General features: G+C 59.0%; 26 protein-coding genes. 4 read left to right on the top strand and 22 right to left on the bottom strand.

Annotated elements, in window-relative coordinates; translation table 11 throughout:
* Positions 1–31: 31 nt before the first annotated feature.
* Positions 32–1,267 (bottom strand): multidrug effflux MFS transporter, encoded by a 1,236-nt coding sequence (locus ACQY8Q_RS23630; RefSeq protein ID WP_428428855.1) that lies wholly within the window; start codon positions 1,265–1,267, stop codon positions 32–34.
* Here ACQY8Q_RS23630 and ACQY8Q_RS23625 point away from each other — a divergent pair.
* A complete protein-coding gene (locus ACQY8Q_RS23625) occupies positions 1,267–1,569 on the top strand; it encodes a hypothetical protein (RefSeq protein WP_428428854.1) in 303 nt (100 codons plus the stop codon). The two genes, ACQY8Q_RS23630 and ACQY8Q_RS23625, sit on opposite strands and share 1 nt — an antisense overlap.
* A gap of 98 nt (positions 1,570–1,667) precedes the next feature.
* Here the strand turns inward: ACQY8Q_RS23625 and grxD are convergent, their stop codons facing one another.
* From grxD to ACQY8Q_RS23600, 5 genes are all read right to left on the bottom strand, one after another.
* Complete coding sequence (gene grxD, locus ACQY8Q_RS23620) at positions 1,668–2,003, bottom strand: Grx4 family monothiol glutaredoxin (RefSeq protein WP_428428853.1); 336 nt, start codon at positions 2,001–2,003, stop codon at positions 1,668–1,670.
* Between the two features lie 137 nt (positions 2,004–2,140).
* The gene (locus tag ACQY8Q_RS23615) at positions 2,141–2,362 is read right to left on the bottom strand and encodes a hypothetical protein (RefSeq protein WP_428428852.1); all 222 of its coding nucleotides are present in this window, start codon (positions 2,360–2,362) and stop codon (positions 2,141–2,143) included.
* 8 nt (positions 2,363–2,370) lie between these two features.
* Positions 2,371–2,604: a BolA/IbaG family iron-sulfur metabolism protein gene (locus ACQY8Q_RS23610; RefSeq protein WP_037095612.1), complete on the bottom strand. Its 234-nt coding sequence runs from the start codon at positions 2,602–2,604 to the stop codon at positions 2,371–2,373.
* 17 nt (positions 2,605–2,621) lie between these two features.
* Positions 2,622–4,856, bottom strand: coding sequence for a phosphoribosylformylglycinamidine synthase subunit PurL (purL, locus tag ACQY8Q_RS23605; RefSeq protein ID WP_428428851.1), 2,235 nt, complete (start codon positions 4,854–4,856; stop codon positions 2,622–2,624).
* Between the two features lie 183 nt (positions 4,857–5,039).
* Complete coding sequence (locus ACQY8Q_RS23600) at positions 5,040–6,458, bottom strand: PLP-dependent aminotransferase family protein (protein WP_428428850.1); 1,419 nt, start codon at positions 6,456–6,458, stop codon at positions 5,040–5,042.
* Between ACQY8Q_RS23600 and ACQY8Q_RS23595 the strand changes: the two genes are divergently transcribed.
* On the top strand, positions 6,429–6,791 hold the full coding sequence (locus ACQY8Q_RS23595; RefSeq protein WP_428428849.1) for a DUF1127 domain-containing protein: 363 nt from the start codon (positions 6,429–6,431) through the stop codon (positions 6,789–6,791). The genes ACQY8Q_RS23600 and ACQY8Q_RS23595 overlap by 30 nt on opposite strands.
* 15 nt (positions 6,792–6,806) lie before the next feature.
* On the opposite strand, the gene arsC is transcribed toward ACQY8Q_RS23595, so the two are convergent.
* From arsC to purC, 7 genes are all read right to left on the bottom strand, one after another.
* Positions 6,807–7,154: an arsenate reductase (glutaredoxin) gene (gene arsC, locus ACQY8Q_RS23590; RefSeq protein ID WP_428428847.1), complete on the bottom strand. Its 348-nt coding sequence runs from the start codon at positions 7,152–7,154 to the stop codon at positions 6,807–6,809.
* Positions 7,155–7,609: 455 nt separating this feature from the next.
* Positions 7,610–8,017 (bottom strand): hypothetical protein, encoded by a 408-nt coding sequence (locus tag ACQY8Q_RS23585; protein WP_428428846.1) that lies wholly within the window; start codon positions 8,015–8,017, stop codon positions 7,610–7,612.
* A 50-nt stretch (positions 8,018–8,067) separates the two neighbouring features.
* Positions 8,068–8,739: a phosphoribosylformylglycinamidine synthase subunit PurQ gene (purQ, locus tag ACQY8Q_RS23580; RefSeq protein ID WP_428428844.1), complete on the bottom strand. Its 672-nt coding sequence runs from the start codon at positions 8,737–8,739 to the stop codon at positions 8,068–8,070.
* Positions 8,736–8,993 (bottom strand): hypothetical protein, encoded by a 258-nt coding sequence (locus ACQY8Q_RS23575; RefSeq protein WP_428428843.1) that lies wholly within the window; start codon positions 8,991–8,993, stop codon positions 8,736–8,738. The genes purQ and ACQY8Q_RS23575 overlap by 4 nt, the downstream gene beginning before the upstream one ends.
* 4 nt (positions 8,994–8,997) lie before the next feature.
* Positions 8,998–9,192, bottom strand: coding sequence for a hypothetical protein (locus ACQY8Q_RS23570; RefSeq protein ID WP_428428842.1), 195 nt, complete (start codon positions 9,190–9,192; stop codon positions 8,998–9,000).
* Positions 9,193–9,212: 20 nt separating this feature from the next.
* On the bottom strand, positions 9,213–9,455 hold the full coding sequence (gene purS / locus ACQY8Q_RS23565) for a phosphoribosylformylglycinamidine synthase subunit PurS (protein ID WP_113244741.1): 243 nt from the start codon (positions 9,453–9,455) through the stop codon (positions 9,213–9,215).
* A 16-nt stretch (positions 9,456–9,471) separates the two neighbouring features.
* Positions 9,472–10,236, bottom strand: a complete 765-nt coding sequence (gene purC, locus ACQY8Q_RS23560) for a phosphoribosylaminoimidazolesuccinocarboxamide synthase (protein WP_113244742.1) — start codon at positions 10,234–10,236, stop codon at positions 9,472–9,474.
* Positions 10,237–10,482: 246 nt separating this feature from the next.
* Between purC and ACQY8Q_RS23555 the strand changes: the two genes are divergently transcribed.
* Positions 10,483–10,797, top strand: coding sequence for a DUF1476 domain-containing protein (locus tag ACQY8Q_RS23555; RefSeq protein WP_426228288.1), 315 nt, complete (start codon positions 10,483–10,485; stop codon positions 10,795–10,797).
* Positions 10,798–10,846: 49 nt separating this feature from the next.
* On the opposite strand, the gene ACQY8Q_RS23550 is transcribed toward ACQY8Q_RS23555, so the two are convergent.
* A complete protein-coding gene (locus tag ACQY8Q_RS23550) occupies positions 10,847–13,435 on the bottom strand; it encodes a sensor domain-containing protein (RefSeq protein WP_428428841.1) in 2,589 nt (862 codons plus the stop codon).
* A gap of 100 nt (positions 13,436–13,535) precedes the next feature.
* Complete coding sequence (locus tag ACQY8Q_RS23545; RefSeq protein ID WP_428428840.1) at positions 13,536–14,090, bottom strand: RBBP9/YdeN family alpha/beta hydrolase; 555 nt, start codon at positions 14,088–14,090, stop codon at positions 13,536–13,538.
* Positions 14,091–14,315: 225 nt separating this feature from the next.
* On the opposite strand from ACQY8Q_RS23545, the gene ACQY8Q_RS23540 reads away from it, so the two are divergent.
* On the top strand, positions 14,316–15,122 hold the full coding sequence (locus tag ACQY8Q_RS23540) for a DUF2189 domain-containing protein (protein WP_428428839.1): 807 nt from the start codon (positions 14,316–14,318) through the stop codon (positions 15,120–15,122).
* Between the two features lie 72 nt (positions 15,123–15,194).
* Here the strand turns inward: ACQY8Q_RS23540 and ACQY8Q_RS23535 are convergent, their stop codons facing one another.
* The 7 genes from ACQY8Q_RS23535 to ACQY8Q_RS23505 form a co-directional block, all read right to left on the bottom strand.
* Positions 15,195–15,500, bottom strand: coding sequence for a PilZ domain-containing protein (locus ACQY8Q_RS23535; protein ID WP_428428837.1), 306 nt, complete (start codon positions 15,498–15,500; stop codon positions 15,195–15,197).
* Between the two features lie 155 nt (positions 15,501–15,655).
* On the bottom strand, positions 15,656–16,957 hold the full coding sequence (gene purB, locus ACQY8Q_RS23530) for an adenylosuccinate lyase (RefSeq protein ID WP_428428836.1): 1,302 nt from the start codon (positions 16,955–16,957) through the stop codon (positions 15,656–15,658).
* Between the two features lie 62 nt (positions 16,958–17,019).
* A complete protein-coding gene (locus tag ACQY8Q_RS23525; protein ID WP_428428835.1) occupies positions 17,020–17,574 on the bottom strand; it encodes a hypothetical protein in 555 nt (184 codons plus the stop codon).
* Positions 17,571–18,308, bottom strand: coding sequence for a DUF2259 domain-containing protein (locus tag ACQY8Q_RS23520; RefSeq protein ID WP_428428834.1), 738 nt, complete (start codon positions 18,306–18,308; stop codon positions 17,571–17,573). Before ACQY8Q_RS23520 ends, ACQY8Q_RS23525 begins: the two co-directional genes overlap by 4 nt.
* A complete protein-coding gene (gene rpe / locus ACQY8Q_RS23515; protein WP_426228304.1) occupies positions 18,305–18,982 on the bottom strand; it encodes a ribulose-phosphate 3-epimerase in 678 nt (225 codons plus the stop codon). The genes ACQY8Q_RS23520 and rpe overlap by 4 nt, the downstream gene beginning before the upstream one ends.
* Before the next feature lie 86 nt (positions 18,983–19,068).
* Complete coding sequence (locus ACQY8Q_RS23510) at positions 19,069–20,076, bottom strand: P1 family peptidase (protein WP_428428833.1); 1,008 nt, start codon at positions 20,074–20,076, stop codon at positions 19,069–19,071.
* The gene (locus ACQY8Q_RS23505) at positions 20,073–21,161 is read right to left on the bottom strand and encodes a branched-chain amino acid ABC transporter substrate-binding protein (protein ID WP_428428832.1); all 1,089 of its coding nucleotides are present in this window, start codon (positions 21,159–21,161) and stop codon (positions 20,073–20,075) included. Before ACQY8Q_RS23505 ends, ACQY8Q_RS23510 begins: the two co-directional genes overlap by 4 nt.
* Between the last annotated feature and the right edge of the window lie 189 nt (positions 21,162–21,350).

The raw sequence follows: 21,350 nt of genomic DNA, 5'->3' as shown, positions 1-21,350 counted from the left end.
AACCTATGAATGTCTTGGGAGAGACAGGACGTTAAATTGCGGGATTGTGTGGTCTGAAAAGCTTGCCTTTTTCGGCGGTGAGAACAAAGGCAAGCCCGATGATGGAAACGCTTAAAAACCCGATGGCGAGCGGCGTGATCGTACCGTTGAACGCCTGGCCGATCAGCGCACCGATGGTGGCGCCCCCGATCGTCTGGGTGAAGCCCAGGACCGAGGATGCGGTTCCGGCAACATGGCCGAGCGGCTCCATAGCCATGGCGTTGAAATTCGAGCCGATCAGGCCGAACTGGAACATGGCGCAAGCATAGAGAGCGGCGAACAACCAGAAGGGAAGCAGGCCGGAGACCGACGCCGCCACCCAGATCAGGCTGGTAAAGACAAAACCGATCAGTGCACCGTGAGACAGGCGGCGCATGCCATAGCGCTTGACCAGCCGCGAATTGGTGAAGGAGGCGAGCGCCATCATGCTGGCAAAGCCGGCGAAGACCAGCGGAAACCAGGTCCCGAGCCCGTAGATACCGACGAGGATCTGCTGTGCCGAATTGATGAAGCCAAACAGCGACCCGAACAGAAACGCAGCCGCCAGCGAGTAACAGAGCGAGACGCGGTTTGTCAGGACGATGCGGAAGCCGGCCAGGATGGACGTGACCGTGAACGGCCGGCGGTGCTCGACCGACAGCGTTTCAGGCAGGCGCAGCATCACCACTGTCGCCACGGAAACCGCAAACAGGCAGATGACCACGAAGATCATGTGCCATTCGGCAAAGATCATGATCAGCTGGCCGACGCTCGGTGCAATGACCGGTACGATCATGAAAACCATCAGCACAAGCGACATGACTTCCGCCATCATCCGGCCGCCGTAGACGTCACGGACGATCGAGACGGTGATGACACGGGTGGCGGCCGCGCCGATGCCCTGAATGAAGCGCAGCGCCAGCAATCCGGTAAACGAGGGAACAAAGACGATGGCGAGTGCACAAAGCGCATAGAGGCAAAGGCCGCCGAGAAGCGGCAGCTTGCGGCCGAAGCGATCCGACAGCGGGCCGAAGACGAGCTGCGCACAGCCCATACCGATGAGATAGGCGGTGATGATATATTGGCGGGCGTTTTCATCGACGACGCCAAGGCTGGCGCCGATTTCCTGAAGGCCGGGCAGCATGATGTCGATGGAAATTGCATTGATCGCCATCAGCATGGCCATCAGCGCAATGAAGCGTGGTTTTGACAAAGCCGGCAGACCCGGCGCTTCGGACAGTGTGGTCATTGGGTATTCCTGGCGGATGTGCCGGGCGCCTGAAACTGGAAGCGGAAACGTTTCCGGCGCGGATGAAAATGCTGGAGCCAGCATGGACGATCGAACGAAAAGCGCGGCTCCGAAGCGCTTTCAAAACGGGAACCGGGCTCGCCGGTCTGGAAGTAGTGCCGGCAAACGACGCCAGCTATCAAGGATGGATATGGGAGGTCAGATTGGCCTCATTGACTGGCGCGGCGGACATCGGCACTGCCCGTGCATACTCCCAACATCGCGACCGGCTTGTGACAGTGGTTCAGATTGGTTTCAGCTAAAAAAGGGCGCGCAACATTAGTCTTCCGTCGCAATCATCCTGAATCAAAAAAGGCGGTGACCCGCCTTTTTCAGGTGTCACTGTGGCTTCAATCAGGTTTCAGGCTGCGCCCTTGACCGCGATGCCGTGTTCTTCGAAATGCGACTGGAGTTCGCCAGCCTGGAACATTTCGCGCACGATGTCGCAACCGCCAATGAATTCGCCCTTGACGTAGAGCTGCGGAATGGTCGGCCAGCTGGAATAGTCCTTGATGCCCTGGCGAAGGTCCGTGTCGGCGAGCACATTGATGCCCTTGTAGTCGACGCCGATATAATCGAGCATCTGCACAACCTGGCCGGAGAACCCACACTGCGGGAACTGGGGGGTGCCCTTCATGAAAAGAACGACATCGTTGCTCTTCACTTCATTGGCGATGAAATCGTTGATACCGCTCATGGCTAGTCCTTCCTCATCCCGCTTCAAGGGCCGGGTGCGTCGATGTCTGTTAGATAACATGCACGCGGGTGATTTTCATCACCTGAATACAACAAAAATTGATGGCTTGCACGACTGCAACAGTGTCCTTTGCAGTCCTAGCGTATCCTGCTGCGAGATGCGGCTGTTTTACGCCGACTCACCTGCTTCTTTGCCGGCTTTGCCTTCGCTACCGCCGCCTTCTTGAAGCGGCCGGTGGTTGCCGAGCGGGTCTGCCGCTTTTGCCGTTTGGTTGTCGTGCTTCCGCCGGCTTTCTTCAGAATTTCCTTCAGAACGCTCTCGACCGCGCCGCTGACCAGCTCTTTCATGAGATTGGCCATCGGGCGTGTTACTCCGGCGCAGATGTCTGAAGGGCGAGCGCGTGCAGAACGCCACCCATATTGCCCTTCAGCGCGTTGTAGACCATCTGGTGCTGCTGCACCCGGCTCTTGCCGCGGAAGGCTTCCGCGACAACTTCGGCTGCGTAATGATCGCCGTCACCGGCAAGATCCCGGATTGTCACCTTCGCGCCGGGAATGCCGGACTTGATCATGTCTTCAATATCGCCAGGTGCCATCGGCATTGTCTGCACTCCCTGATTTACTCGGCAGCGATTTTTGCTTCGCCGTCCATGAAGTCAGGGAACCATGATTCATGCACCGAGCGCAATTGCAGAATTGCAAGCGGCCTGGCCGAACCGAGCACAACTTCCGTGCCGCCGGTGCTGCCGATGACAGGGGCTGTGACGCCGGCAGCCTTTGCCCGCTCTGCAACCACCACTGCGTGTTCCTGCTTGACGGTCACGACATACCGTCCCTGGTCCTCGCCGAAGAAGACTTCGACCGGATCGCGGCCGGCAACGGCCGACACCTTGGCACCGATACCCGATGCCATGGCCATTTCAGCAACCGCGAGCGCCAGTCCACCGGACGAGCAGTCATGCACCGCCGTCGTCAGGCCGTCGGTGATCAGGTTGCGGACGAAATCGCCAGTCTTGCGCTCATGGGCGAGATCGACATGCGGGGCAGGGCCATCGGTGCGGCCATGGATGTCGCGCAGATAGACCGACTGGCCGAGATGCGTTCCAAGGCCTTCGGGTGCGCCAACGAGCAGGATCGTTTCGTGTTCGGCGGCAAAGCGGATGCGGGCCATCTGCGACCAGTCACCCAGCAGGCCAACACCACCAATGGTCGGGGTCGGCAGGATGCCTTGACCGTTGGTCTCATTGTAGAGCGAGACGTTGCCGGAGACGATCGGGAAATCCAGCGCGCGGCAGGCTTCGCCGATGCCCTTAATGGCATGGACGAGCTGGCTCATGATTTCCGGGCGTTCCGGATTGCCGAAGTTGAGATTGTCGGTGGCAGCCAGCGGCAAGGCGCCGGTTGCCGTGATGTTGCGCCAGCATTCGGCCACGGCCTGCTTGCCGCCTTCGAAAGCATCGGCTTCAACGTAACGCGGGGTGACGTCGGAGGAAAAGGCCAGCGCCTTGGTCGGATGGCCTTCGACGCGGACAACGCCGGCATCGCCGCCCGGCAACTGCAGCGAATTGCCCTGGATCAGCGTGTCGTACTGCTCGTACACCCAGCGGCGCGAGGAGTTGTTGGCCGAGCCGACAAGCGACAGAACGGCGTCTGCGACATCTGCCTGCGGAATATCGCCGGCTGCGAGCGGTGCCGCAACCTTGGCCGATGTCCATGGACGGTCGTATTCCGGCGCTTCGTCGCCCAGTTCCTTGATCGGCAGGTTGGCGACTTCCTCGCCCTGGTGGATAACGCGGAAACGCAGGTCGTCGGTGGTCTTGCCGACGATGGCGAAATCGAGCCCCCATTTGACGAAGATCGCCTTGGCGACCTCTTCTTTGGCAGGTTCGAGCACCATGAGCATGCGCTCCTGGCTTTCCGACAGCATCATTTCATAGGCCGTCATGCGCTCTTCGCGCACCGGCACCTTGTCCAGTTCCAGCTCGATACCGAGGCCACCCTTGGCGCCCATTTCGACAGCCGAGCAGGTAAGGCCGGCAGCACCCATGTCCTGGATGGCGATGACGGCGCCGGTCTTCATGAGTTCGAGGCAGGCTTCGAGCAGGCATTTTTCGGTGAAGGGGTCGCCGACCTGGACGGTCGGGCGCTTTTCCTCGATCGATTCGTCGAATTCGGCCGATGCCATAGTGGCGCCACCGACGCCGTCACGGCCGGTCTTGGCACCGAGATAGACGACCGGCAGGCCGACGCCTTTGGCTTCCGACAGGAAGATCGCATCGGACTTGGCAAGGCCTGCAGCAAAAGCGTTGACGAGGATATTGCCGTTGTAGCGGGCATCGAATTCAACCTCGCCGCCAACCGTCGGCACGCCGAAAGAATTGCCATAGCCGCCGACACCGGCAACGACGCCGGAGACGAGGTGGCGGGTCTTCGGGTGATCCGGTGAACCGAAACGCAGCGCGTTCATTGCCGCGATCGGACGCGCGCCCATGGTGAAAACGTCGCGCAGGATGCCGCCAACGCCGGTCGCAGCGCCCTGATAGGGCTCGATATAGGACGGGTGGTTGTGGCTCTCCATCTTGAAGACGACGACATCGCCGTCATCGATATCGACGACACCGGCATTTTCACCCGGCCCCTGGATAACGCGCGGACCAGTGGTCGGCAGCGTGCGCAGCCATTTCTTCGAGGACTTATAGGAGCAGTGCTCGTTCCACATCGCCGAAAAAATGCCGAGTTCCGTAAAGGTCGGCTCGCGGCCGATCAGGCCGAGAATGCGCTGATACTCATCCGGCTTCAGGCCGTGCGAGGCAATCAACTCGGGGGTGATGGGGCGGGTATTGGAAATGGTCATCGGGGTCCATTCGGTCCGTTAGAGCATCCCGGACGGCCAAGGTTCCGTCAGCTTGCGGGGATGCGTCAAAACAAAGAGATCACGTCCGGGTTTCTTTAGCCGAAGCTACTCGTCGATGCGACAGGAAAATGCCGGAAAAGCACAGGAGATCTCGTGCTTTTCGCTGACAATGTCATGGCTCGCTCAGGCGAAGCTGTCATAGCCGGTGCGTCCGCTGTCAAGCAGGCGGCGCAGCGTCAGGAAACCGCGCCGCACTTCGCTGCGGTCGGCCGGTGACGAGAAGCCGATCCGGACCCGGTGGTAGACGCTCTCCGTCCGTCCTGCCTTGAACTCGTCCTCGTCATCGATCAGCACGCCTTCCTCGAATGCCGCATGCTTGAATGTGCCGGAGAACCATGGCTCCGACAGCTTCAGCCAGAGAAATGGCACATGCGGATGCGAGTTGAAGTCGACACCGGCGAAGATTTCGCGCGCCATCTGCTCGCGTGCCCGGATCTCGTCGATGCATTTTGAGCGCAATGTGGCTGCCTCGCCACTCATTACCAAGCGAGCGCAAAGCTCGGCGAGCAGAAACGGCATGCCGCCACTGACCATCTTGTGGGCGATGCGGATGCGCTGGCTAAAGTGTGGAGGGCAGGCGACCCACCCGCCGCGCACCCCGGCAGCCACCGATTTCGACAGGCCGCCAACGAGGAATGTCCGCTCTGGAGCCAGTTCAGCGAGAAGCGGCATCGTGTCTCCGGTCATCGCGCCATAAAGATCGTCTTCCAGCAGCCAGACGCCATAACGGCGGGCAATGTCGGCGATCGCCTGGCGCCGCTCCAGCGACAATGTCACCACTGTCGGATTTTGCGCTGTCGGCATGAGGAAGGCGAGTTTCGGGTGCTGCTGGGCGCAGACGCGCTCGAAGTCGTCAGGATCCAGGCCGTAGTCGTCGGTGCGCAAGAGAATCGTTCGACGCCCGATCAGCCCGGCACTACGGCTGATCTGGGAATAGGTGATGTTCTCGAAGGCGATCTTGTCGCCCGGTGCCGTGACGGCGGCGATCACCGCGACAGCGCCGGCATGGGCGCCAAGCGTCGGCACGATGCGATCGGGCTGCGGCCTAAAACTTCCCTTGGCAAGCCACTGGCTTCCTGCCGTAAACCAGTGTGCCGGAAAATCGCGGGCATAGCTGGCAATATCGGCATGATGGACGCGGCTGATCTCGCCCAGCACCTTTTCAAGCGACGCACCTTGGCCGATATCGGGTGCCGCCGTGCTGTCGAACCGGAGTTTTCCGGGCGGCGCTTTCAGCGCCCTCGTGCCGGCCAGTGCCGCGCTCATCGGATCAGGCTGTTCGGCGGGGCGCAATTCGGCATTGTCGAGCACATAGGTTCCGCGCCCGACTTCGCCGCTGACAAGCCCGCGTTCACGCACCAGATGATAGGCACGACCGATTGTCCCGATTGTCACACCGATGTCGAAAGCAAGGTTGCGCTGCGGTGGCAATTTCGTGCCGACGGTTAAGACGCCACCGGCAATCGCCTGCTCGATCTGATCGGCGATGCGGGCATAAAGCGGGCCTTGGCCTTGGCTGGGATCTGGCATCCATGTTGTCATGGTGACAATTTCTACATTGCATCGATTTTCTTGTCAATTATGACAATGCAATACCGAAATGAAACCGTTGCAATCGATTGGATGATGACAATGGGTACAATGTGCACCAGTGATAACGCCGCATGTGCCATACCGATAGGTACAATTCAGCCACGAAGTCTTGTCTCGCGATTGAAGGGCTTTGGCTGGTTTGTAATCGTCTGGATTTTAGGCCGTGAAGAAAAGCGGCTCAGCCGCATTGCTCTTTCCGAGCTTACCGATGATCAGCTTGCCGATATCGGTGTCACGCCTGCAGAGGCACGCCGGGAGGCTGCACAGCCGTTCTGGAACTGACTGCGGTGTGACAGGCTACAGGAGTTCCAGCACCTTCGTCTTCGGACGACAGAGTTTTGCGCCTCTTTCTGTCACCACGATCGGCCTTTGCATCAGCTCCGGATGAGCGAGCATAGCATCGATAATCTGCCGGTCCGTCTTGCTGTTGTCGTCGAGATTGAGCGACAAATACGCGGGCTCCTTGGTCCGCAGCAATTGGCGCGGCGCCATGTCCATGGCGAGCAGAAGAGCCAGCATCTCTTCGTGGCTTGGCGGTGCTGCCATATAGTCGATAATGGCAGGTTCGGTCCCTGCCTCGCGAATGAGCTTGAGAACCGAGCGGGACGTATCGCAACGACGATTGTGATAAATCATGACGGTCATGAGCGTGCCTTTGGTGTCGATACGAGCGATCGGAAGAGGTTTGGCGAAAGATGCCAGGAGAATGGTCTGCGCCTAGCATGAGAATGCGTGCGGCTTCGTGACAGCTGCAAGATACTATTCTCTGGTTTTATGCACAAAAACACGTTCTTTGGTTGTGTGGAATCAGCGTCGGAAGTCTTGAGTTGATTGTCATGCAAAAGCACAGCAAAGAAAAGCGGCTAGAATTAGCGATACGCGATCATTCCACCGCTTGTTTCTATCAAACTGATTGCAAATGCCTAACCGCCAAACTGCCGACGTGGAGCGCCGGCCCGTTAGAGGGCTGTGCGGGTGGCATAGTTGTATGCGGATGAGAGGAATGCGATTTTGAACCGCAGTGCTGCTAGGTTATCCGGCGTCTGATCTGATTTTCATCGGGAACTGTCTGCACACAGCCCATTCCCTGGTAGGTTGCCTCAGCGGCAACCGGTACCGCCGGCAGCCCAGCGCTTGATATCCGCGGTCATCCTCGCCCCTACAGTTTCGCTGAAAAGCGGCCCGAAAGCCTGCAGCCGGGCAGGGTGCCCCTCTGCCTGAACCACTGCCAGCGGCCGCGATTCGGGGGAGTTACGCTTGACGATCAGGATGCGTGGACGCCCGGAGAAGGAATTCAGTTCCGGCGCAAGGCGATAGGGCTTGAAGGCTGCGTCACCTGACTTGAACCAGCAGGCATTGGCACCAAGGGCCACCCGCTCCATCGTGGCCAATGCGGCCGTATTACTGGCCGGTGCCGGCGGAGATTCCGTCTGGCAGCCGGCGACAAGCGTGAGAAAGGCAACGGAGCCTGCAGTGGCCATGAAACGGATGAAAGCTGCGGCGCGCATGAAAGCCCCTTTTGATTCGGTCTCTAGGGTGCTTTCTAGCAGGTCGAATGTTAAGCAGCGATTACATCAAGCGCCGAAGCGAACAATCCGCGTCCATCCGAGCCGCCATGTGCGGCCTCGATCAGGTTTTCCGGATGCGGCATCATGCCGAGGACATTGCCTTTAGCATTGACGATCCCGGCGATGTCGTTGACCGAGCCGTTTGGATTAGTACCTGCCGCATAGCGGAATACCACCTGGCCGTTATCCTCGATGGTTTGGAGCGTTTCCGCATCGGCAAAATAATTGCCATCGTGATGGGCAACCGGGCAGCGGATGATCTGGCCCTGTTCGTAGGCGCGGCTGAAATCAGTGTTGGCGTTGACGACTTCGAGCTTGATTTCCTTGCAGACGAATTTCAGCGAGGCATTGCGCATCAGCGCGCCGGGCAGGAGGCCGGCTTCGACCAGGATCTGGAAGCCGTTGCAGACGCCGAGCACCTTGACGCCGGCCTCAGCTTTCGCCTTGATTGCCTGCATCACCGGCATGCGCGCCGCGATCGCGCCGCAGCGCAGGTAGTCGCCGTAAGAGAAGCCGCCGGGAATGACGATCAGATCGACATCTGGAATGTCCGTTTCGGTCTGCCAGATCGTAACCGGTGCCTTGCCGGAAATCTTGGTCAGCGCTGCGATCATGTCGCGGTCACGATTGAGGCCTGGAAGCTGAACGACGGCGGATTTCATGGGTGCGGTTCAAACCTGGATTGGGCCTCGGCAAGCTCGCGCAATTCGAGGCGGTTTTCTATTCTCTCCAAACGCTCATCGATCTGATGAAGCATTGTATAGAGCGTGTTGATGTCATTCTGATGGGCATGCAACGACAGTCTTATCGAGCCCATTTCGCTTCGAAGGTCGCGGATCGTATTATCGGATTTGTCGGCCCTAACGTGCATACGCCGCAAAATCTCGTGAATAAGTTCCTGAGTGACATCAGCCATCAAACTAGCCTAGCTTCTCAAGACGGTTTCCGAATAACCTCCGTTTGAGAGCCTCTGTTCGCTCACGGCCTTCCGTTAATTCCCGGTTGGTTTCCCGCATAAAGGTCACCAATTCGTCCAGAGACTGGGCGGTCTCTTGAAGTCGACGATCAAGTGCCATTACTTCCGTGTAAAGCATTTCACTAATGACTTCGGCCATCTGACCACCTCATTCAACCATCAGGCGAGTGAGATAGTGTAATTCTCAATCACCGTGTTGGCGAGGAGTTTCTCACACATGGCTTTCACTTCGGCTTCAGCCTTTGCCTTGTCGGCGGTGTCGATCTGCAGATCGAAAACCTTGCCCTGACGGACATGGCCGATGCCGTCGAAGCCGAGAGCGCCAAGGGCGCCCTCGATTGCCTTGCCCTGGGGGTCGAGAACGCCGTTTTTCAGCGTCACTGTTACGCGTGCGTTGATCACTGTCGTCTTTTCCTGCTTATTTCACCAGAACCGGGCCGGAGCCACGGGGTGGTTCGTTCTCGTTCATGATGCCAAGGCGGCGGGCCACTTCCTGGTAAGCCTCGACTAGGCCTCCCATGTCGCGGCGGAACCGGTCCTTGTCCATCTTTTCCTTGGTCTCGACGTCCCACAGACGGCAGCTATCCGGCGAAATCTCGTCGGCCAGGATGATGCGCATCATGTCGCCTTCGAACAGGCGGCCGCATTCGATCTTGAAATCGACCAGCTGAATGCCGACGCCGAGAAACAGGCCGGTGAGGAAGTCGTTGATGCGGATGGCAAGTGCCATGATGTCATCAAGTTCCTGCGGGCTTGCCCAACCGAACGCGGTGATATGCTCTTCCGAGACCATCGGGTCATCAAGCGCATCGGCCTTGTAGTAGAACTCGATGATCGAGCGCGGCAGAACCACGCCTTCTTCGATGCCTAGGCGCTTGGACAGAGAACCGGCGGCAACATTGCGCACGACGATCTCGAGCGGAATGATTTCCACTTCCTTGATCAGCTGCTCGCGCATGTTGAGGCGGCGGATAAAGTGGGTGGGAATGCCGATACGGTTCAGATTGGTAAAGATATATTCCGAAATCCGGTTGTTGAGCACACCCTTGCCGTCGATGATCTCATGCTTCTTGGCATTGAAGGCCGTAGCATCATCTTTGAAGAACTGAATCAGAGTGCCCGGCTCAGGACCTTCGTAAAGGATCTTGGCCTTGCCCTCGTAGATACGGCGGCGACGGTTCATGAATGATGTCTCTATCTTTAAAGGCGCTCTTGGGCTGCGCACTTGGTATTTTCTAAGGCGGTCCATAACTGAAATGAAACCATTTCACAATCGGCGACTCATCCGATCCCCTGAATTAGGTCTCCTCAATTGGGGTCCAAGGTATCACGAAAGTCGTCATGCCGGAAAACTTCGCATTGCACTTTCGGTGGCCTTTTGGTTTATGGGCGAAAAGCGAAACGTAAAACGGTTTTTTGGAGATCGGAGATGACCAATATGCAGGATCGCGAAAAGGCGTTCGAATCGAAATTTGCTCTTGATGAAGAGTTGAAGTTCAAGGCCGAGGCGCGCCGTAACAAGCTTCTCGGTCTTTGGGCTGCCGAGCTTCTGGGCAAGAGCGACCCGGCAGCCTACGCAAAGGATGTCGTCGCCGCCGATTTCGAAGAAGTTGGCCATGAGGATGTCGTGCGCAAGATCCGCGCCGATTTCGATGCGGCCGGTATCGCCCTGACGGACGACCAGATTCGTCTGAAGATGCTCGAACTTCTGTCCGAAGCCGTCACGCAGATCCAGAACGGCTGATATCGCTGTATCGGCTATTTTGAACCGCCCGAGTTTTCGGGCGGTTTTTTTATGCCTTGCGGTCGCTGCTGACCATTGTCTTCATAGCCTCGTCAGATGTTTGCGGCGGCCGCCAGCTGCCGGAACGGATAAATGTCTCAAGGTCCGCTCTGGCCATTGGCCGGGCGAAGGCATAACCCTGCAATATGTCGCAGCCCAGATCGCGCAGAATATGGGCGTGGTGCATCGTCTCCACGCCCTCGGCGACGACTTCGATATTAAGCGAGTGACCGATATCGATGATCGATCCCACCAGCTTGCGTTGCTCGGCCGCCTCGATAATCGGCTTGACGAGGGCGCGATCGATCTTGAGGCGGCTCGGATTGAGCTTCATAAGACCGACGATCGAGGCGTGGCCTGTTCCGAAATCGTCGATTTCGATGTCGATACCGAGGGCGCTGAGATCACTGAGAATTTGCGAGGAATCTTCGTCGAGATCGTCGAGGAAAATCGATTCCAGCAGCTCGAACGATAGTTTTCCGCGCGGTATGTTCAACTGCCGTAGGCTGTCGATCAGGCCAGGTTCCCGCAACCGTGGTGAAGAGACGTTGACGGAAATGCGCGGGACACCGAGACCCTGCGTCTCCCAACTGCTGAAATCGCTCAAGGCCTGCTCGGCAATGCGGCGATCGATTGCCGTCAGCGCGTTGATATCCTCCGCGATCTTCAGAAAATAATCGGGTGCCAGTAGCCCATGCTGCGGGTGCATCCAGCGGGCGAGCGTTTCGACGCCAGTGATATTGAGTGTACGAGCATCAAACTGCGGTTGGTAGAAGGGCACGAATTCGCCGTCCTCAAGCCCCTTGATGATTTCGTCAGCCGTACGCTTGGCATGGTGGATCTGTGTTTGCAGTTGCTGGGTGAAGAATTCATAGCGGTTCCGGCCAAGACCCTTGGCCCGGTAGAGCGCTATGTCAGCGTTCATCAGTGACTGTTTGGCGTCGGCGGTACCATCGACGGTCCAGGCGATGCCGACGCTGGCCCCGAACCGGCATAGGTGTCCTTCATAGGCCACCGGCTGGCGCAGAGCTTCGATAATCCGGTCGGTGAGCAAGATGACGTCATCCTGTGATTGACGGGCGTCACACAGGACCAGAAATTCATCGCCGCCGATCCGGGCGACGAAATCACGCTCTCCAATGATCGCGGAAAGCACCTTCGCTGTATGCACCAGCATGGCATCACCGGCCTGATGGCCAAGCGTGTCGTTGATCTGCTTGAACCGGTCGAGATCGATATGAAGGATGGCGCAATAATCGACTGTGTCGGCAATCCAGTCATCAAGGCGCTGATCGAGGAACCGGCGGTTGGGCAGGCCGGTCAGATGGTCGTGCAGTGCATTGTATTCGATGCGGGTCCGCGCCACTTCCAATTCCAGATTGCGGGCCTCGGCCAGTTGCCGGGCTCTTTCCAGGTCCTCGCGCAAGGTGACATCGTCAGTCACATCCCAGTTGGCACCGATGAGTTTGTGAGCACCTTCATTATCGGTGAATGTCACGGAACTGGAGCGGATGTGGCGGATTTCGCCGTCGGCACGGATAATGCGAAAGGCGCTCATGAAGGGAATAGCCGAAGCGACGCCAGCTGCGACCCGTGCGAGGGCTGCGTCGCGATCTTGCGGGTGCAATCTTTCCTCAAAGGCTGCGACGCCCGGCTGTTGCGGGTCCAGCCCGTAAATGGACAGCAGTTGTTTATCGCGGATTATGGCGCCGGTATCGAGATTGGCTTCGAAGACGCCGACTTTCGAGACATCTAGAGCAAGCCTCAGCCGCCGCGATATTTCCTCAAGCTGAGCCTCGGCTTTCTTGCGTTCGGAAATATCGGTGTCCGTGCCGATGATCCGGCTTGGCTTGCCATCCGGTGTCCACTCGATGGAGGCCCCCCGGCTTTCGATCCAGATCCAGTGACCATCGGCGTGGCGTTCGCGGTACTGGAAGATGTTGAATGCGACTTCACCTTCATCCTGACGGCGAATACAGGCGAGCACATGCTCGCGGTCAGCCGGATGGACATTGTCGATCCATACATCGAGGGAACCGTCGACCGGCGCATCGGCCGCCATGCCGCGCATGGCCTTCCAGGGGATGGAGTAGAAAAGATCGTTGGCGCTGAAATCATGATCCCAAACGCCCTGATGGGCGCTTTCGAGTGCATATTTCCAGCGGGTTTCGCTCTTCTGCAGGGCGACGACTGCCTGTTTCAGGTCATCGATTGACTGGGTTTGCAGAATAATCGACGGCGAAGTACCGGTCATTTGCGACAGTGAGGCCATGATCCATCTGGCAGAATGATCGGGCTGGATCAGGCGGAGTTCACATTGTTTGGCTGGTACCCCATCCGCTCTGATATCCGCCAACACAGCGATCAGAGGATCAGCATCCTCAGCATGCACGAAACGCAGGATGTGTTCGCCAAGGATCGCCTCTGCGGGTAGGGAAAGGGCATGGGAGAACGCTGCATTGACGTGGCGAATACGGCCGTCCTGTTCCAGCACGCAATAGCCCAAGGGCGCGCTATCGAGAATATCCGCCGCGTCCGGCAAGGCACCGGCCACTGCCGGCCTTGGTGGCGGATGTCTGCTTTCACTGGCGGTTGGCACTACAGGCTATTCCCGAATAATTTCGGGCATCATGGCCGACGACAATGAAAGTCCCATTAATGGCAGGAGTCGCTAAAATACCCCGTTTGCTGTAGCCGGATCAGGGCTGCAACCGGTTGAGAAACTGGGCAAAGACCATCGTTCCTTCCGGCCAGGGTCCGTGCCCGGATTCACTGTTTATATGTCCGGATTCACCAGCATCAACCAAAAGAGAGCCCCAGGCATTGGCGACGTCGCCGGCATGCTCATAGGAGCCGAACGGATCGTTGCGGCTTGCCACCACCAGACTTGGAAACGGCAGAGGATCGCGCGGGTAGGGGCCGAACGTCATCAGGTGTTTCGGGCGGATCGCCTGATTGGTCACCTCTGGCGGTGCGACGAGGAAGGCGCCGGCGATCTTCTTTTCGATATGCGGCAGCGCATGCAGCGCGGTTGCCACGCCAAGCGAGTGCGCAACGATGACGACGGGCTTGGTCGACGCATTGATATCGTCGATCATCCTCTTCACCCAATCCTCGCGCACGGGCTTGGCCCACTCAGCCTGCTCGACGCGCCGCGCCGAGGCGAGTTTGTTCTGCCATCGGGTTTGCCAATGGTCCGGTCCGGAATTTGTGTAACCGGGTACGATCAGGATATCTGCTTCGGATGCTTTCATAATAACGGCGATTTGAGGTCGAGGAGAGCGGAAGTCAAGTGTAAGACCGACAGATTTGGTATATGCTGGTGGCACGGTGCGATTGGTCACGACGCTCCGTGGCGAAAAGACGCCGATACCGGGAGCATCGCATTTCGGTCTATTCTACCGGACTGCCCTTCAAGCCGACACTACTGGTTGTTCTCGAATGACGTGACACCGCGTGTTTCAGCAGGAGAATTGGTCATGACAGCATTTCATGTAATGGCAGGATCCGGCGCCGGGCTCGCACATCCGGACATTCGCAGGATCGGCGTCGCCGACGTTTTCGACGCGCTGCGTCTCGGTTGGCAGGATTTCAATGCAAAGCCGTCACACTACGTTTTTCTCTGCCTGATCTATCCCATCGCCGGTGTCGTTCTGGCCACCTGGAGTTCGGGCGTCAACATGCTGCCGCTGGTCTATCCGCTAGTTTCAGGCTTTGCCCTTGTGGGACCGGTCGCTGCCATCGGCCTTTATGAGATCAGCAGACGGCGCGAAATCGGCATGGATACGTCATGGCGTCATGCCTTCGACGTGCGCCGTTCTCCAGCGCTTGCGTCGATCCTCGGTCTCGCCTTCATGCTGGTCGTGCTGTTTGTCGTCTGGTTGCTGGTCGCGCAGTCGCTCTACACGCAACTTTTCGGCGATATGCCGGCGGCATCATTGTCGGCGCTCTACCATCAGGTCATCGAAACAGAACAGGGCTGGAACCTCATTCTGGTTGGGAATGCCGTTGGTTTTGTCTTCGCTGCGATCGTGCTTTCGACCGTGGTCGTGGCATTCCCGTTGCTGCTTGAGCGGGATGTCGGTGCCGTTGCTGCCATTGAAACGTCGGTGCGGGCGACGCTTGCCAATCCGGTTCCGGTCGCCGTCTGGGGATTGATCGTGGCTGCCGGTCTGGTTATCGGCTCGATCCCGGTTTTCGTCGGTCTCGCGGTTATCATGCCGATCCTCGGACATGCGACGTGGCATCTTTACCGCAAGATGGTTGTCGCGCCGCAAGGCAAGTAACGCAACGTTACCCGGCAATTGCCAGAAGTGCCGCCGTGATGGCGGCACGCATGTTGTTGAGAGCTATGCGGTTTAGCGGAAATATTTGTAATAGGACGAAATCTGCGCCGAGGTGTTGGACGACACGTCGAGGCGAATGCCGATCTTGTCGCCACGATACCATTGCACGACACCGGTCAAATGGCCGAATTCGTCGCTTTGGATCGAGACCTGCTGGCCGGTCGTGGCGTTGATATCGAAATAGAGCTGAAAACAAATTCCAGCCGCCGACAGGTCCTTGACGATCCCGCGGCTCGATCCGCCCTTGCAGGTCACTTCACCGGTGAATTTCGTTTCCGTGCGCACGGCTTTGCGTTCGATTGTCTGCTGGCTCGGCATGGTCCACCCAACTTTTGCGCCTTCATTCCGTCGTAGTCTCCACTGGAAGGTTGACGAAAGGCTTGAAAAATTCATTCGCAATTGAACGAACTGGGTCGAAATCGGACATTTCAGCCAAAAAAGTGCGGAGAGCTTTTGGCTCTCCGCCGGGATTATCAGCCGAAAACGCGGCGGAAGATCGTGTCGACATGCTTTGTGTGATAGCCAAGATCGAATTTCTCGCGGATTTCCGCTTCCGGAAGGGCTGCGCGTACTTCCGCGTCTCCCAGAAGCTCTTCGAGAAAATCCGCACCCTTTTCCCAGACCTTCATGGCATTGCGCTGGACCAGCCGGTAGCTGTCCTCGCGCGACACGCCAGCCTGGGTAAGAGCCAGAAGCACGCGCTGGCTCATCACCAGACCGCGGAACTTGTTCATGTTCTTCAACATGTTTTCCGGGTAGATCACCAACTTTTCGATGACGCCAGCCAATCGGTTGAGGGCGAAGTCGAGAGTGATCGTCGTATCCGGGCCGATGGCGCGCTCGACGCTGGAATGGCTGATATCGCGCTCGTGCCAGAGTGCGACGTTTTCCATGGCCGGAACCACCGACATGCGCACCAGACGGGCAAGGCCGGTCAGGTTCTCGGTCAGGACCGGATTACGCTTGTGCGGCATGGCCGACGAGCCCTTCTGGCCCGGCGAGAAGAATTCCTCCGCTTCCAGAACTTCGGTGCGCTGCATGTGGCGGATTTCGGTGGCGACGTTTTCGATCGAGGAGGCGATGACGCCGAGTGTTGCGAAGAACATCGCATGACGGTCGCGCGGGATCACCTGGGTGGAGATTGGCTCGGCAACGAGGCCAAGCTTCTCGCAGACATATTCTTCGACGTGCGGGTCGATATTGGCAAAGGTGCCGACGGCGCCGGAGATGGCACCGGTGGCGATCTCAACGCGGGCAGCGACGAGGCGGTCACGGTTGCGGCGCATCTCGGCATAGAAACGGGCAAAGGTCAGGCCCATCGTGGTCGGCTCGGCATGGATGCCATGGCTGCGGCCGATGCGGACCGTATCCTTGTGTTCGAAAGCACGGGTCTTCAGCGCGGTCAGCACGCGGTCGAGATCGGCAAGCAGCAAGTCGGCGGCGCGCACCAGCTGGATGTTGAACGTCGTGTCGAGCACGTCGGATGAGGTCATCCCCTGATGGACGAACCGGCTGTCTGGGCCGATGAATTCGGCCAGATGCGTCAGGAAGGCGATGACGTCATGCTTGGTGACGGCTTCGATTTCGTCAATGCGCGCGACATCGAAAGTGGCCGAACCGCCCTTTTCCCAGATTGTCCGGGCAGCGTCCTTGGGGATGACGCCGAGATCGGCCAGTGCGTCGCAGGCATAGGCCTCGATTTCGAACCAGATGCGGAATTTGGTTTCCGGCGACCAGATGGCCACCATTTCCGGCCGGGAGTAACGCGGGATCATGGGCTTTCAGCTTTCGTCACAATGGGAGTTGGCTGAGCCTCTAGCAAAGATGGACGGTAATCTCAACGTTGCTGTTTCGGCATCCGGCAGCTCAGCCACAGGCTGGTCAGTGCGAGAGCGGCAAAACCGAGCGGCAGATAGAGGCGGATGCCCATGACGATGAACTGATAAATGGCGCTGGCTGAGGTAAACGTGAATTGGTAGACCCAGGTGCCGGTGCCGAAAGGTGCATGCCAGCGGGCATAGAAAATCCGGTAATCGATGGCAAAAAGAATAGCCGTGGTGGTGATGGTGCAAAGGGTAAGGCACAGGAAGAATGCCGCAAAGCGGGTTTCCCGGCCCCTGCCGATCGCGCCGAAACGGCCAAGCAGCAGTGCGAACGGCCAGGACACCAGGCCGCCCGAGAAGAACAGCACGAGAATACTGGACAGTTGGGAGGTTTCGACGCCGTTGCGCAGATAGAGTGCCGCTAGCGCCGACACGGCCATCATCACGCCCCACAACGGCGCACCCAGCAGAACTTCCCAAAGGCCAGGCCGGGCCAGACGTAGCCGCTGTGCTACTTTCCGCGTCAGACCGCGCTGCGCGTCCGTCCGCCCATGCTCGGGTGCACTCATGGCGCTGCCGGCGCCGGAACGGCGATCCAGCGGCCGTCGCTGCCTTCGAAACCGACACTCAAAACCTGGACGAGGACGACGTGGACCGGTTCACCTTCCAGCGGATTAAACACCATCACACCGCCGATACGGTAACCCGTCGGGCATTTGCGGCTGTCGGGAATGGCCGTGTCGGCGTGCAGAACGCGGTGCGATGCTGTTCCGTCTTCGGTTTGGAAGGCGAGGCGAAAACCGACCGATTGCGGCGTGACATCCTTGCAGAGTGCGGTGGGAGCAAGCGGAATTTCATTGAGCGATAATATGAAATCTCCACCAACCGGCGGCTCGACGGCATATTGCCGGTATGTCAGGCGGTGAGGAGCGCTGTCCGTTTCCGTGATCGGATTGAAAGCGGCGAGCAGGCCTGGATGTGCGCCAAGATCAAATTTCTGAACGAGGGGGGCGGCTTTTGCGGCAGTCTGTGCTCTCACCTTGGCAAGGCTGGTGTTTTCCTCATCGATGCGCAACCGGATCGGTGTACCGGGCAAAAAGGTGTCCTTGCGGGTATCGACGAAAAATATGTTCGAATAGGGAAAGCCCGACCCATCCTGAACGCCGTATTCCTCGAAGGCAAAGACATTGCCATCCGCCGAAAAGCCGAGCGGCTGGACGGAGGCGAAATCGCCAGCACAGGCCACGCCGGAGAAAAGCGCCGAGGCTAGCAGTGCAGCGGCGATTCCGCCTGAAAATCTCACCCGCGGCCTCCTTCAGCGTTGCTGCGCAGCGTGTCGATTGTTTTGCGGTAGGCATCGACGTGCCCCCCGCCGAAGATCGCCGAGCCGGCAACGAAGACATTGGCCCCGGCAGATGCCGGCAGTGCGATCGTGTCCAGCGCAATACCGCCATCCACCTGGATGTCGATCGGCCGGTCGCCGATCATCGCCTTGATGCGGCGGATCTTCTCTTCCATCGCGGGAATGAATTTCTGGCCGCCGAAACCTGGATTGACTGTCATCACCAGAACGAGGTCGATCTTGTCGAGCAGGTAGTCGAGAACGCTTTCGGGCGTTGCCGGATTGATCGAAACGCCGGCCTTCTTGCCGAGAGCCTTGATGGCCTGCACCGAACGGTCGAGATGCGGGCCTGCCTCGGCATGCACGGTAATGCTGTCGCAGCCGGCCTTGGCAAAGGCTTCCAGATAGGGATCGGCCGGCGCGATCATCAGGTGGCAATCAAAATAGGCCTGCGTGTGCGGCCGCAACGACTTGATCACATCCGGGCCGAAGGAAATGTTCGGGACGAAATGGCCGTCCATGATGTCGAGATGGATCCAGTCGGCACCGGCGGCAACGACGTCGCGCACTTCCTGTCCGAGCTTGGCGTAATCGGCGGCGAGAATGGAGGGGGCGATGCGGATAGGCAGGGGCATGATGTGGGGCTCCAACTGTTTTGCGGGCAATAGCATCGCTTTTCTCGGCAAACAACAGATGTTGCCGCTTCATCATCGCGCGGCGTCTAGGTTTGCACCGCCCAAACGGGCAGCAGATCGTTTTCCTGAGCCGTCGCATCATGCACGCCACGGGCAATAGCGCGGGCCATGGTGGATGCTGCCGCAGCACCGAGATCGATGAAATCCTGTACGGAAATGGTTTTTCCGCTTGTTCCAGTCGCCAGCGCAAAGACCAGGTCGCCATCAAGTGGCGTATGCGATGGCCACAGCGCCCGGGAGAAACCGTCATGGGCGGCGATGGCCATACGTTTGGCCTCGGCCTTGGTCAGCACCGCATCGGTGGCGATGACGGCGATCGTGGTGTTTTTCGTTTCGCTCTGCTTGCCGCGGAACTTGATGCGCAGGTCTCGCGCGTCCTTCGGGAAGGGATGTGGCATTCCGAGGCCGCCGAATTCCGTGTCTTCCTCGAACGGTGCCGCCCAGAAATGTCTGCCGTCACCGATGGTCGCTGATCCAAGCGCGTTGACCGCCACCAGCGCGCCGACGGTGATGCCGTTGTCGAGGATCGACGAGGCCGTGCCGAGGCCGCCCTTGAACGTGGCTGTCAGGGCGCCTGTTCCGGCTCCGGCGCTGCCTGTCGAAAACTCCAGCGCTGCGGCCTGAACTGCCGCATACCCAAGTTCGCGATAGGGCGGGTAGAGACCCCAATCCTTGTCGCCGCCATTGATCAGGTCGAACAGGATAGCGGCTGGAACGATCGGGATATGCAGGTTGCCGACTGGAAAACCGCGTCCCAGCTGACGCAGGGCCGCCTGTGCGCCCGAGGCAGCGTCAAGCCCGAAGGCCGAGCCGCCCGACAGAACGATGGCATCGACGGTCTGTACCGTATTGTGTGGCTCGAGAAGGTCAGTTTCCCGCGTGCCGGGGGCGCCGCCCAGCACCTGTACAGCGGCGACAGCCGGCTGGTCGCAGACGACGACGGACACCCCGGATTTCAGCCGATGATCCTCGGCATTGCCGACCCTCAGGCCGCCGACATCGGTGATCGCATTGCGCGGGCCGGGGCGCATCATTGGCTTCCCGAAACGGCGGGTGCGGCGATGAACCGGTTGTTCTGCCATTCCAGCAGGCGGTAGGGGTTTTCGGCCAGTTCGTGATTGGCGTTGAAGCGGATCGGGCCGAGAACGGTCTGGTAGGGGCCTTTGGCCAGCGCATCCAGCACCGGTCCGCCATCCTTGCCGGCCTGATCCTTCGCCTGCTCCAGCAGCGCGACGGCTGCGAATGCGGGCAATACATAGCCTTCAGGCAGCAATTGTGCCGCTGTCATGGCATCGACGGTGACCTTGGCGTCCGGCAGGGTGGCATAATCGGGCAGGGACACCGCCAGAACGCCGTTTGCCAGCGGAACCGGCAGGTTTGCCGCATCCAGCGTTTCGCCGCCCATCAGCGTCAGCGGCACCTGTTCGGATGCGGCATCGCGGGCAATGATTGCGGTATCGGCGCGGTCGCCGCCGGTGAACACATGCGTCGCGCCGCTCTTGGCCAGCCGGCGGACAAGGCTGACCTGCTGTTCCTGGGCCGGGCGATAGGTATCAGAGAAGGTTGGGGTGAGGCCGATTTCAGCCAGTGCACCGCGCACGCTTTCCACCAGTTCACGTCCGTGGATTGTTCCGTCCTCGATCAGCCCCAGCGGTTCGTTCTTCCAGCGCGACAGGATGATCTCGGTCACCTTGGCCGCTTCCGCCTTGGCGCTCGGCACCAGCCGGAAAAACGGCCATTTCTTCTTCAGCGCGTCTTCCATCAGGATATCGGAGCGCACGCTCAGCGTCAGTGCCGGAATGCCGGCCTCGGCCATTGCCGGCAGGGTTGCCTCGAGACTTTCCGTACACAGGAAGCCGATCGCCGCCTCGGCGCCGCTGGCGAGCAGTGCCTTTGTCAGGCTCTCCGCATCCTTCGGTTCGCAGGTTTCAGGAATAGCGATGATTTCCGAGCCGCGATCGTCCGCCTGAAAGCGTGCGCCGTCCAGCATCTGCTGCCCGAGAAGCGCAAACGGTCCGTCCGCCGGGGCGACGACAGCGATCTTCAGGCCTGCAGCCAAAGCGGGGGCGGCCTGCACCGATCCGGCAATAACAAGGCTGGCGAAAATCGAACGAAACATGCGCTTATCCAATTGAGAATGCCCATGTTTTAAAGATGTGGCAGCAGGGGTCAAAGGAAAAGATCGGAACAGGCGTCGGGGGGACGGCAATTGCCGCCAATGGCGAAGAAAAACCAGACGATGGGTTTCATATTTCGCCGCAATGTCTATGTGTTAAGGCATAACTCGATCTGGAGACTGCCGTGTTGG

The sequence above is a fragment of the Pararhizobium sp. genome, from assembly GCF_965279435.1.
In the GTDB taxonomy this organism is placed as follows: Bacteria; Pseudomonadota; Alphaproteobacteria; order Rhizobiales; family Rhizobiaceae; genus Pararhizobium.
This window is presented reverse-complemented; position numbering and strand designations above follow the sequence as displayed.